13 protein-coding genes are annotated in these 12,461 nt (G+C 46.9%); 7 read left to right on the forward strand and 6 right to left on the reverse strand.

From position 1 onward, the window contains the following. Positions 1-2: 2 nt before the first annotated feature. From ileS to ACWQXP_RS12585, 5 genes are all read right to left on the reverse strand, one after another. Positions 3-2,867 (reverse strand): isoleucine--tRNA ligase, encoded by a 2,865-nt coding sequence (ileS, locus tag ACWQXP_RS12565; protein ID WP_454063217.1) that lies wholly within the window; start codon positions 2,865-2,867, stop codon positions 3-5. A gap of 167 nt (positions 2,868-3,034) precedes the next feature. Continuing rightward, a complete protein-coding gene (gene nadA, locus ACWQXP_RS12570; RefSeq protein WP_454063218.1) occupies positions 3,035-4,138 on the reverse strand; it encodes a quinolinate synthase NadA in 1,104 nt (367 codons plus the stop codon). 164 nt (positions 4,139-4,302) lie between these two features. Then, positions 4,303-4,767, reverse strand: a complete 465-nt coding sequence (locus ACWQXP_RS12575) for a MarR family winged helix-turn-helix transcriptional regulator (protein WP_454063219.1) — start codon at positions 4,765-4,767, stop codon at positions 4,303-4,305. 308 nt (positions 4,768-5,075) lie between these two features. Beyond that, positions 5,076-5,384, reverse strand: coding sequence for a type II toxin-antitoxin system RelE/ParE family toxin (locus tag ACWQXP_RS12580; RefSeq protein WP_454063220.1), 309 nt, complete (start codon positions 5,382-5,384; stop codon positions 5,076-5,078). Beyond that, positions 5,384-5,647 (reverse strand): antitoxin, encoded by a 264-nt coding sequence (locus ACWQXP_RS12585; RefSeq protein WP_454063221.1) that lies wholly within the window; start codon positions 5,645-5,647, stop codon positions 5,384-5,386. The genes ACWQXP_RS12580 and ACWQXP_RS12585 overlap by 1 nt, the downstream gene beginning before the upstream one ends. A 678-nt stretch (positions 5,648-6,325) precedes the next feature. On the opposite strand from ACWQXP_RS12585, the gene ACWQXP_RS12590 reads away from it, so the two are divergent. From ACWQXP_RS12590 to ACWQXP_RS12615, 6 genes are all read left to right on the forward strand, one after another. After that, complete coding sequence (locus tag ACWQXP_RS12590) at positions 6,326-6,688, forward strand: type II toxin-antitoxin system RelE/ParE family toxin (RefSeq protein ID WP_454063222.1); 363 nt, start codon at positions 6,326-6,328, stop codon at positions 6,686-6,688. After that, complete coding sequence (locus tag ACWQXP_RS12595; RefSeq protein WP_454063223.1) at positions 6,685-7,014, forward strand: helix-turn-helix domain-containing protein; 330 nt, start codon at positions 6,685-6,687, stop codon at positions 7,012-7,014. The genes ACWQXP_RS12590 and ACWQXP_RS12595 overlap by 4 nt, the downstream gene beginning before the upstream one ends. A 240-nt stretch (positions 7,015-7,254) precedes the next feature. After that, entirely contained in the window at positions 7,255-7,449 is a 195-nt protein-coding gene (locus ACWQXP_RS12600) for a BrnT family toxin (protein ID WP_454063497.1), read from the forward strand. After that, the gene (locus ACWQXP_RS12605) at positions 7,415-7,696 is read left to right on the forward strand and encodes a BrnA antitoxin family protein (RefSeq protein WP_454063224.1); all 282 of its coding nucleotides are present in this window, start codon (positions 7,415-7,417) and stop codon (positions 7,694-7,696) included. Before ACWQXP_RS12600 ends, ACWQXP_RS12605 begins: the two co-directional genes overlap by 35 nt. A gap of 451 nt (positions 7,697-8,147) precedes the next feature. Further along, complete coding sequence (locus ACWQXP_RS12610) at positions 8,148-8,660, forward strand: hypothetical protein (RefSeq protein WP_454063225.1); 513 nt, start codon at positions 8,148-8,150, stop codon at positions 8,658-8,660. 373 nt (positions 8,661-9,033) lie between these two features. Further along, on the forward strand, positions 9,034-9,285 hold the full coding sequence (locus ACWQXP_RS12615) for a hypothetical protein (RefSeq protein WP_454063226.1): 252 nt from the start codon (positions 9,034-9,036) through the stop codon (positions 9,283-9,285). Between the two features lie 115 nt (positions 9,286-9,400). Here ACWQXP_RS12615 and ACWQXP_RS12620 read toward each other — a convergent pair whose 3' ends face one another. Continuing rightward, positions 9,401-10,321 carry an isoaspartyl peptidase/L-asparaginase family protein gene (locus tag ACWQXP_RS12620; RefSeq protein WP_454063227.1) on the reverse strand — a complete coding sequence of 307 codons (921 nt, stop codon included), beginning with the start codon at positions 10,319-10,321 and terminating at the stop codon, positions 9,401-9,403. Between the two features lie 541 nt (positions 10,322-10,862). Here ACWQXP_RS12620 and ACWQXP_RS12625 point away from each other — a divergent pair. Next, on the forward strand, positions 10,863-12,392 hold the full coding sequence (locus tag ACWQXP_RS12625; protein WP_454063228.1) for a M14 family zinc carboxypeptidase: 1,530 nt from the start codon (positions 10,863-10,865) through the stop codon (positions 12,390-12,392). The last annotated feature ends 69 nt before the right edge of the window (positions 12,393-12,461 follow it).

Below are 12,461 nucleotides of genomic sequence, written 5' to 3' on the forward strand. Positions count from 1 at the left end.
GGTCACGACACGACGGCTTCCAAACAACGATCACACAAGGTCGGGTGCTGAGAGTCTATACCGACTGTGACTCGATAGTTCCAACAACGTTCACATTTCATCCCGTCCGCTTTTCCCACATCCACCATGACTTCGAGGGCATCATCAGAAACCAGGCCTTTGTCGGCAGAGTACGATTCACTCTGTTCAACCTGTACTTGCGAAACAATACAGAGTGCAGGCAGATCGAATTCATACCGCTTGAGAAGATCATAATGCTTCGCCGTAGCATGAATTGTCACTCGAGCCTCTAATGGAGCTCCAATCACTTTCTCTCGTCGTTGCTTTTCTAACGCATGTTGCACCACCGTCCGCACGGCTAACAAAGATACCCATTCCTGTTCGACTTGCGTATTCTTCCAACGAGCATCGCTCTTGGGAAACGAAGAGACATGCACGCTAAAGACATCGGCACTTTCAGGCAGACTGTTGCGTAGAGTTTGCCAGATTTCCTCTGACGTAAAGCTCAAAATCGGCGCCATGAGTTTCGACAACGCAACGGCAATCTCCAGGATGACCGTTTGTGATCCTCTCCGCAAGGTTGAGTTCTTCGGAAAGGTGTAAAGCCGATCTTTGAGAATATCCAAGTACGTCGCACTCATGTCCACCGAACAAAAGTAGTCAAGTTCGTGCACAGCCTGACGAAACTCAAAGTCACTATATGCCTTCTGCATGGCCTCGATCAGACGACTGAGACGGTAGAGAGCCCACTGATCAACTCGCGACAAATTCTCGTAGGCCACACGATCGTGCGCGGGATCGAAATCATAGAGATTACTCAATAAAAAGCGAGTGGTATTGCGAATTTTCCGATAGGCATCGACCGTCTGCTTTAAGATGTCCGGCGAAATTCTCAAGTCTTCCTGATAATCCTGTGACGCCACCCATAACCGTAAAATATCGGCTCCAGACTGATTAATTACATCTTGCGGGGCCACCACATTCCCTGCAGACTTGGACATTTTCTTGCCTTCACCATCCACGACAAAACCATGGGTCAACACCGCTTTGTAGGGTGCGCAGTCTTTCGTCGTGACAGATGTTAACAGTGCACTGTGAAACCAGCCTCGATGCTGATCTGATCCTTCAAGATAGAGGTCTGCCGGCCACCACCGTGCATCCCTAGCTTGTAGGACAGCCGCATGACTCACGCCTGACTCAAACCAAACGTCCAAAATGTCTTGTTCTTTTTTAAATGACTGACTCCCACAACCTGGACACTTCGTGCCCGGTGGAAGAAGTTCTTCCGCAGACTGTTCGAACCACACATCCGCACCACGTTCTCGCATCAGTCCGGCAATATGTGTAATCACGGTTGCATCAGTTAAGGTTTCCTCGCATTTCGTACAGGTAAACCCCGGAATCGGCGTCCCCCAAATCCGCTGACGTGACAAACACCAATCTGGTCGATTGAGAATCATGCCATAAATTCGATCTCGCCCTCGTTCAGGAAACCATTGGACTTGATCAATTTCTTTGAGTGCCCGTGCACGCAAATCGCCTTGTTCCATCGACACAAACCACTGCTCAGTCGCTCGAAAAATGACCGGGTTTTTGCATCGCCAACAATGAGGGTACGAGTGATTCACCGAGCCGTGTCCGAGAAGGACTCCAAGGCCTTCTAATTTTTTGACAATCTCCGGATTGGCTTTGAGCACTGGCTGCCCGGCAAAATCCTCAACCTCCGGTTTGAATCGTCCTGTATGATCGACAGGAACCACGACTTGAAGCGGTTCTGTCAGCATGCTTTGCAGTGGAGCCTGATTGTATTTGAGCGCAAGGAGGTAATCTTCCATCCCATGACCTGGCGCAATATGCACGCAGCCGGTCCCTTGCTCTAACGTCACAAAATCTCCAAGCAGTATCGGAGAATGTCCTTTTGTCAAAGGACGTGAACAGGTCAGACCTTCAAACTGCTCTTTGCCTTTTTTGACACCAAGAACCCGGTAGTCAGGCAAACCGCAGGCCTTGACGACCTGCTCGACAAGTTTCTCAGCGACGACCAACACCTCATTTCCAACTTGAAGAAAGGCATAGTCAAAGTCGGGGTGAATCGCGATAGCTTGATTGGCTGGCAGCGTCCATGGCGTGGTTGTCCAAATGACGGTTGAGATTTGATGCGCCTCAGACAAAGTGGGAATCCCAAACATGTCTGGTGACGCTAACTTGGCAGCTGAGGCGTCAAAAGGAAACTTCACATAGATCGAGGGGGAGGTATGGTCTTCGTATTCGACTTCGGCTTCAGCTAACGCCGTCTGATCGGCTGTGCACCACAGCACAGGCTTCAATCCTTTGTAGACGCCACCCTTTTCAACAAACTTCCCGAACTCTTCAATAATGGCCGCCTCATACGATTTGTCCATGGTCAGATAAGGGTGAGTCCAATCGCCTAATACACCCAACCGTTCAAACTCCTCTCGCTGAATGCGGTAAAACTTGCTCGCATAATCCCGACACATCTGTCTGAGCTGAATTGCCGAGAGGCTCTTTTTCTTTTCACCAAGCTGTTTCGTTACTTGATGTTCAATGGGCAACCCATGACAATCCCATCCGGGAACATAAGGGACCCGGTACCCTTCCATCGTTTTGTACTTAATAATGATGTCTTTGAGTATTTTATTTAGCGCATGCCCTATATGGATTTTCCCATTGGCATACGGAGGCCCGTCATGCAGAAGATACAGAGGTTTTTTTGCTCCGGCTTCCTGAATTTTTTCATACAACTGTTGTTCTTCCCACCAAGCTAAAAGCTTTGGCTCCCGCTGAGGGAGATTGGCCTTCATGGGAAAATCTGTCTGAGGAAGGTTGAGAGTCGGCTTGTAGTCCATGAATACTCAATGGTTAGAAACAATAATCAAACATTCGGGCATTCTAGCCATGCCTTCGGGACCCGTCAAACTTTGACGAATCCCGTACAGGCACAACAGGAAGCCCGACGTGTATATTAAATCCATACTCGATGAAATGAATCGTAGTGGAAGGAAAAATTGCAGGATTAACTCAACGCCATCATCCGATCCAACGCAACCTTGGCCAAGACCTTTTCATCATCAGGGACAGAAATCTGATTCACCACTTGTCCTTGAGCCAAGTTTTCCATGGACCAGCACATATGTGCCGCATCAATCCGAAACATCGTGGCACATCGGCACACCATGGGCGACAGGAAAAACACTTGCTTCTCAGTCTGTTCAGCCTTGAGACGGTTGACCAAATTCAACTCTGTGCCAACGACCCACGAAGTCCCGGCAGGAGCTTTACTCACCGTCTGAATAATAAACTCCGTCGACCCCACAAAGTCCGCTTTATTCACCACGTCTTCATGACACTCGGGGTGCACAATGACCTGGATACCTGGATACTGCTTACGAAAATAATCCACATGGAGTGGCTGAAACATTTGGTGGACACTACAATGGCCTTTCCAAAGAATAAGCTTGGCCTTGTGAATCGCCTCAGGGGTATTGCCTCCGTTTGTTTTAAACGGATCCCAGACAATCATTTCGTCCTTGGGGAAGCCCATTTTATTCGCCACATTGCGGCCAAGATGTTCATCTGGAAAAAACAAAATTTTCTCTCGTCGTGACCAGGCCCACTCCATGACCACCTTGGCATTGGAAGAGGTGCAGGTGATTCCGCCATGTTCCCCACAAAACGCTTTGAGATCTGCCGCCGAATTCACATACACCACAGGCGTCACAACCTCATCTACAGGCATAAACAGCGAAAGCGCATCCCAACATTCATCGACCTGTTCAATCGCCGCCATATCGGCCATCGAGCACCCGGCCGCTAAGTCCGGTAAAATGACCGTCTGATTGGATTGGCTAAGAATATCAGCCGTTTCAGCCATAAAATGCACGCCGCAAAACACAACATTGGGAAATTCAGAACGTTCGGCCGCCAGCTTTGAAAGTAATAATGAATCCCCGCGTAAATCCGCGTGCACAATGACTTCATCCCGTTGATAATTATGTCCGAGAATCAGTACTTGGTTGCCAAGCGTCTTCTTGGCTTCGACAATACGGTCGAACAGCTCTTCGGCTGGCCGGTCTTGATAATCGGTAATAGGATATGTGGCTTCTTCTATAGTTTTCATCCGTTGAACCTCGTCTATAGCTGGTTAACTAGAAAATTTTTGGATCAAGACTGCAAGAATGACAACTTTCAATTCTTAGAATTGAGATGAATCTACACTCTATCAGATGAATCAATCCTTGCAAAAGTTCTTTCTCACAAGAATATCATTATACCGGTTGCTCATTACGTACGATCGAGTTGCCCAATTAACTGTCTGATCACGCGCAATGTGTGGTCAAGATCGCCCCGTTCGGTACCATACGCACACTGATTGGCCCAAGGAATATGTTTGCGCATAATGGCCGCATACTGTTGCGTCCCTTTCTCTGTCATCGCAACCAACTTGGCCCGTTTGTGATCTGGATTTCCTCGGCATTCAACAAACTCATCATCTTCTAATGCATCAACCAGTCGTTGAACATTCTGACGGGAAAGCCCAATCCGTCGCCCGATTTGCGGTACCGTCAATGGTTGACTCGCAAGTGAGATAACACCTAACACTTTCCACCGCGCAGTCGTTAAACCAAACGGCTGAACCAACTTATCCCCTTCTACGAGAAATCGTCCATAGAGTCTAAACACCTCGAAAAGGACTTCTGTAAAGGCTTCGCCTTCAGGAGAGTATGATTCTTGAGCTGAATAATTCATGTTGACATTATACTGTCATAATAGCAATAAAACACCAAAATGGCAAGTGATTACAGTAATAGAAGCTGCCCCAAGCGACGGATTTTGCCATAGAAAGACAATGTGAATGCATCCAATTCGGCCACCACATTAATCTCTTTGCGGTGATTGTGCCCTAGGCTGTCTAGCTTCCAGACAATGACGGTGTTCACTTTCGCGTCAAAAATGGCTTCATGCAGTTTTTAAAAGGCAGGCCGTTTTAGAGATCTTCCGCTTTCTGGCTATCAGTCTTTTGGCTGCGGGGAAGAGATGCGAATGTAAACAGCAATCTACTCAAAACGCTCTTTGAGACGATGCATGAGGTCCATACGCTCATGAAAGACGGCGATAATTTGAGGCTTCGATTGTTTGGGGAGAAGATAAAAAACATAGTGATGTTCACAAGGAACAACGAAGGCCTGGGGTAAGTGTTTATGAAAGGACTTCCTGGTGTCCTGTCGAGTACCAATCTTGTTAAAACATCGTTGAAGGTTTTTGAAGTATCGTTCGGCTTGCTCCAGTCCCCAGGTCAATGTGGTATACCGGATAATCTCTTCTAGATCAGCTTCAGCATCTTTCGTTAATTCATACGAAAGCACTAACGAAGGTCCTGCTGCACATCATCAAAGATTTGCTGTGGTGTCCGGATAGAAAATTCTCCACGTTCGGCAGCTTCAATCCGGGGCTTGAGAATTTGTTCGAGCTGGTGCAAGGCTTCTTCCTCGGTCATAGACTCACTACCGGGTAAATCCGGCAAAGAGCGATCCAGCACATAATCCTTGATGCTTTTGCCTTGCAAGGCGGCCATGGCTTTCAAGCGTTGATGTTGTTCCCGTGTCAATTCAATCGAGAGACGACTCATATTTTTGGCCTCCTTTTCCTGTATGTATAAGGTCTTCTCTGTAGAATATCACAAAATACACAAATGCTCAAAAGTATACATTACAACCAGATTATTTAGGGTACACCCTATTTAAGAGGGTTATTTCGTCCATTCGGGCTTACACATTTTGTAGCGCCGAGTGCTTTTGATCCGTGGCAGGAATTTCGGATTGGTAAAGATCGAGCCATGACGACTGAGAGGAAACGGTCGCAGCTTTAAAATGTCCGGTAAAATTCATACGGAAAGTATGAATTGAAAACAGGGAAACGCCAAGGCGTTCCGTTGCTTTTTCCACAAGGGAAAAGCATGAAATGGGTACTCACGGAGGTGCAGATCTTCTGCGATCCGAGCGTGATTCATCTCACCGATGACGAATTGGCAAGGCAGTTAGAGGAAAAACCATGGCGTGAAGTCATGCAAGCGTAGGGGCACCTAAGTCCGGACCAAGAGGCTGCCTGTCAGAAAATCATTTGGCAAGTGCTCAAGGCTGAATGCCGCAGCCCCTATGAGAAAATTCCCGACATTGAAACGATCCTTAAACGCGACAAGGGGCCATTTTTTTAAGTCCCTTGCCGTGATCGAGTTGGGCATCTTTCTGACATCCAGCATTTTCTTGCTTGAAATTATAAGTAATTGCTTATAACATGATAGATAGACATGGATGACGAGGACATAAGGCCTGTAGTGTGGGTAAGCGATGCACGAGAACAAGTGCAATCGTTTCCCAAGGCTGTGAGAGCGGATATTGGTGCGGCGCTCTATGATGTGCAATTAGGGGAGAAACCACCAAAAGCCAAGCCATTTAAGGGAGTGGCGAGTGGGGTTTTAGAGATCGTCACCCGCTTTGATACCGACACGTTTCGGACCGTCTATGCGGTCAAGATTGGGCGAAGGATCTATGTCCTCCATGCGTTTCAGAAGAAATCGCCTAAAGGACGAAAAACGGCGAAGCTGGATGTAGAGATGATTACACGGCGATATAAGGAAGCCGTGGAAATGGAAAAGGAGCAAGAGTCATGAAAAAGAATGGGAAAATAGTCTTTGAAGAAAGCTCCGGCAATGTCTTTGCCGATTTGGGCCTTGATGATGCGGACGAACTCTTAACACGGGCCAAGCTCGGACATTCTATACGGATGATCCTTGTAAAGAAGAAACTCAATCAACGGGAAATCGGCAAACTCTTAGAGATTAAACAACCCGAAGTCTCTAATTTGATGAATGGCCGCTATACGCTGTTCTCACCAGAGCGGCTTTTCGGATTCTTGAATAAGCTGGATCGGAAAGTCACCGTGCAGGTCTCACGGCGTAGAAAAAACGAACCGCTGCAAGAAGTGGTGTTGGCGTAAATGGCCAAGGACGCTTTGCAGTGGCGAACCCAACCGTGGACAAAACCACCAACTTGCCAAGGAAGCGCGAAAGCCTGAATTCTTTATTATCCGCACCGAGATAAAACCCGTGAAGTTTTGACAAAAAGGTCGTAAAGGGGTGCAATTGCAGGTACATTATGTATGGACGTTGAATAGCATGATGAGAAACGGGAATATAACCTTAAAAAGCCCGGTATCGACTTTGTCCGGGCCGCGAGAATTTTTGACAATCCGATACTCGAACGTCTCAATGATCGGAAGGACTATGAAGAAGACCGCTATATTGCCATTGGCCATTGGAACGAACAGTTTTTAGTTGTCGTCTATACCTGGCGAGGAAACAATCGCCGGATTATTTCGGCATGGAAGGCAGGACGAGATGAAAAAAGAACGTATAACCAAAGTATCGGGTAATGAGCTGAAAAAAATGGAAGACCGCACACATGCTAATCCGCCTGTGGGCCCATCATTGCCTAAAGACTTTTGGAAGACGGCGAAGGTCGTCTATCCTGCTAGTCCCAAGGAGGCTGTAAAAGTGCGGTATGATCGGGACGTGTTGGATTGGTTCAAAGCCCAAGGCCGAGGCTATCAAACCCGAATGAATGCGGTACTACGGTCTTACTATGAAGCGCATAAAGACGAGCCTAGTGTGAAGCAATAAACACACCTCTTGTTTGTCAAAAGTGGGTGCCGATAGAAACATCTGCTATCGGTGATCGGAAATAGGCCTTTTTTTGAGCCAATAGGCCCACTCTAGCTAGAAAGAGAATCGCTTCAAAAAGGAGAATGTCCCCATTTCCAAAAGCCGTATTCGAGAAAATCCTATCAAATCAGGATTTTCTCAACTGAAATACCAGAAGTGAAGAAAATCGGTTTCGTAACCAATTGAATCTATTTAACTCTTACTCTTATACTGTGAAGCGAGCTATTAATCTTATGGGCACCTCTAAAAACCTCAATTTGCGAATTTCGGTGCCAAGAATACCAATAGCTTATAAATGCAAGATTTTTAAAAACACTTGTTTTTGGGAGGTGCCTTATGCAAAGAGGCGTTTAAAGCCTGCTTTCTTAGCAGCTATTTTCATTCCTAAGAAACAGAGGAAATATCTGGCATGACATGGCAAAGTGTTCTGCTAACTATGGTTTCACTAATAGTGGGGTTTGGTTTAAACCTTCTTGCTATGCGAATGTCACAACCAAAGATTCGCTCAAGTCGGCAGAGGATCTTAAAGGGTGCATGGAACGGAAAATTCAAACAAGAAGCTAACGAAAATAGGGAAAGTAAAGAGTTCTTATTAAAAATAGAATTAGATCCAGGCAAGAGAATGATAATTGGCAAGATGTGGGTAACTGATAAAATAAATTTTGAATGTACGTTAGAGGGAACCTTCCACCACGACCAATATCTGAGGCTGCATTATTCACCAACAGGTAACAACAAAGATTTTATTGACTTCGGTTCAATACTTCTAGCTGTAAGTAAAACCGGAACTGAAATGAATGGTAGGGTTATGGGCTATGGAAGCATTTCAGAAGCGTTTATATCCGGGACTCTTAAATTAACAAAAGACGATGAAAAAATAGTGCCCCGCTTGGCCAGACCACCAAGAGTGAAAAGTAAGTAAGCTTTCGTTCATAGTTTTCACGTCTTCGTCATGCTATTTGGCGTGTCGCAAAATGGATGTCTTTTGGCGGATGGTACCCTAAAGCCTAAAAGCCTGATGGAGCAGGTTACTCATTGTGAGATTGAAAATAAGTGGTTAACCCACGCTCCAATTCTCCGCCTTCCCAGTGATTTGTGCGATAGACATATTCATTCTTCACCTTCCACCACAATCGTTCGCTATAAATATTACGAAAAACTCGCGCACGCCTGTCCATACTGACCTACATCTCGCGGCTAAGAGCCGGCTCGTGAAGGCGGCACTCGTGAACTGGCAGCCTTGGTCACTGCTGAAGATCTCTAGACACCTTAGGGCTAAGGCTTGCTACAGGGCCTTGAAACAAAAAGTAGTGTTCTGTGCACTTGAACCAGCCACGCGACGACATAGCGACTACACCAATCCAGAATGGCGACCAGAAACAAAAATCCGTAAGGCTTTGGCAGGTAAAAGTGGAACAGCCTCCATTTTACATCGGAAAGCGCATCACTTCGGCGCCGAGCACATTTACATATTTTCAGCCGTAAGGATTTCTCCGACTCAATATTTACCTAATGATCCTCGCCAAGAAAATTCCGGCTGTGCCTGAGCATCACAAAAAGAGTACGGAGAAAAACTGCTCTCTCGAAACCGAGTGATGTTTGGAGAAGACGAAATGAAGAGAATACGATCCGTAGAAGCAAGAGGATGTTGTAAACCCACGCTTACGAAAATCGATCGGCCACTACCGGCTTTCCTTTTCCATTCCAATGACCTGCGCTCATCCACTTCGTGACATGCTTGATGGCAAATCGTCCATCAGGGGCTAGCACCAAACAACCGGCCTGCCCGCCTTTAATCCGAGTCACTAATTCCTTTAAGGTCGACTGGGTTGCCTGTTTTGGACTCTGGCCGTTTTTCATCAAGTAAGAAATTTGCTTTGCCATGACTAAGCGCATGATGCCTTCCCCAAGTCCGGTCATCGACACGGCACCGGCTGTGTTATCTGCAAACACACCCGATCCGATCAACGGCGAATCGCCTACTCGGCCAGGGAGCATCATAGGCACTCCTCCCGTTGAAGCTCCCGCGGAAAGATTACCGAAGCTGTCGAGAACCACGGCTCCTACCGTGTCATACTGAGTCATTTTATTAAACAACCTCACGCTTTTCGATTTTCCCAAACCTGCAAGTTTCAAATCTTTGCGTTTTAAGGTTTTCTTAGGAACCGCGTTTCTCTCCAACTTAAAATGTCGTGCCAGGTGAGTCGCGTACTGCCCAACCAGAAGCACGTGATCAGTTTCCTCCATGACTACCTTTGCGACAGAAATAGGATGACAAAAACCCTCCAATCCAGCAACGGCTCCGGCTTGCAGTGAGGCTCCCTCCATGATTGACGCGTCCATCCGTTGAACACCATCTAATTGTTGTCGTGAGCCTAACCCCGCATTGAAGAGACCAGATTTTTCCAGATGGCGAATTATTCCCTCAACCACGAGTAAAGCCGCTTGACCATCTTTCACCATGTCGAATCCAAGGACCAGGGACTCAGACAGGCAGGTTCGTTGTTTGGAGGAGAGCTTTTGGGAACCAGCACCACCATGGACCAGCACTCGAGGGGTTCTATTAGAGGACGATGACATCATAAATTCAACGAGAAAGTTGGACAATGATCTCTGGACAATACAACAATGGATACTCAAAACCACTCAGATCGTTCCCAATCATACAAAAAATCCAACGTCAGATCTATTCGGTTTCATTCATCTACCCTGAGCACTTGTTGCCCGCCTGTAGCCTGTCTAAATAGCTATTGTATTAAGTCAGATACGTCCAGGCGTCGATTTGTGCTGGAAGCACTCCTACCTCAGAACAAACGCCCGTACCTCTATTTATAAGAAATTGAATAATCAACCCGAAGATCATGCGCATTTCGCACATTCCCACCTCAAACAGTATCGTATCGATACTTCATTGACAAACAGAGATGATCGTGCAACACTCGTTAGTATCGATTCGATACATATTTCGATTCCATCAAGAAGAGAGCTACAATAAAAAACATTTTCTATTATTCAAAACTCCCAGTTGCTAGCCTGCTCCTTTTTATTTACATGAATTATTGCTCGTCGGATATGCAACTGAATCATTTGTGGCCAATATATTTTCTTAACCAAGGAGGGTGTTATGAAACAAGGAACTCGGCAGTATTGGATACTATTGGTCGGTTTGATGGTCAGTATAGCTTTTCCATCAAGTGCAAGCGCGATTGAACAAGATGTCAAGAAACAGAGGTTTCGTGATTTAACCACACATGAGCAACTCAAAAACAAACTTTTGCGTATTCAACGACGGGCGAGAAACACAATTCAGGTAGGTCCCTTGATCGAGAATCAAGACAATGGCGGCTTAATCAATATTGACGTTGGTTTGGTGCTCGGGCCATCGACGAACCCTGACCCCTGTGGGCCAGATAACGTACAGCCAACCGTCAGAGAAGCGGTGCTCTGTACAGTTAATGACGGGGGGCGTGGCAATCAGGTTCCGAGTGAAGTGGGGTTGTCCACACAAGGACGTGAGTTGTGGGCCGCACGATTAGGCAATAAAGATGGAATCAAAGTCATGTTCATTACGCAACAACATGGCAATGAAGTTCGGTCGACGGAAGCGGCGTTACAGGTAATTGAATACCTTTCTCGTACGAGACACACATTTCACAAAAGCCTGCTTGAAAAGCTGGATATCTTGTTTCTTGTCCGTGCAAACCCAGACGGCGGGGAGCCATCACCGGAATGCTTTATTGGCACACCGTTTGGCACTGTGATTCAGGAGAATTGTGCGCTGACCCGCACCAATGTCGATCCACAAGCCGGAGGAGGGTATGGCGAAGACTCTGAAAGTGATTTCTTCGGAACCGTGGGTGTGGGCTATAACCTGAACCGGTATCATTATGTTGACCTGAAACATCCGATTCGACCACAAGAAAACCAAGCGATGGTCGCCACCGCTTTAGCCTGGCGCCCAGAAGTGGTGTTTGATCTTCATGGTGATATTCATAAAACAGCCTGCGGCATTGATCCCACCAGTATTACACCAGGAGCTCTTGTTAGCGGGTTGCCTAGCGCGCAATGTCAAGCAGGCAGTGATGAATCTGCGGTGGTATTGAGTCCCATAGTTTCTATGCTTAATGAAGATGGGGGTCTCCAACAAAGGCGTTCACGCACCTTAGCAGCCAGAATTGCCCATAAGGTGAGCCAAAGTGGTTTTGGCTTGGTGAATCGATTTGCTCAAATCAATACTGGGGCCGGTGCGATCAATGAAGGGGGCGCGGGTGCGTATGCGAAAGTCGGCGCGGTCGTGGGCGGATGGGAAAGCCTCAATTTCACCAATGCCGTCAGCCTTTCTATTCAGCGTATTGTCGATGGGATGCCGGTTCCTGGATTAACTCCGGAATGGTTTATGGGCAATACCCGATTCCGGTTTGTGAATACATTGATGAATGCCGTGGCCATCATGGAAGGGTTGAAGGTGGTGAGTGAATGGACGTCAACGGAGCCTGGTGATGAAGGCGGCTATTGCGATCTGCCGTTAACCACAGCCATAAAAGTGGCATTTCCTGAAGACGTGTTTGGACCCCAGCCAGGCTACGGGCCTTTTATTCTTCCTCTGATTGGTTCACTGTTACAAGTGCTCGATAGTTGTTCGACCAATCCCTAGAGAGAACTTTGTTCGACACCAGACGTCCACCTGAAAACGAGTAAAAAGCCCCGTCACTTTGGCGGGGCT

It is taken from the genome of Candidatus Nitrospira salsa (assembly GCF_965152625.1).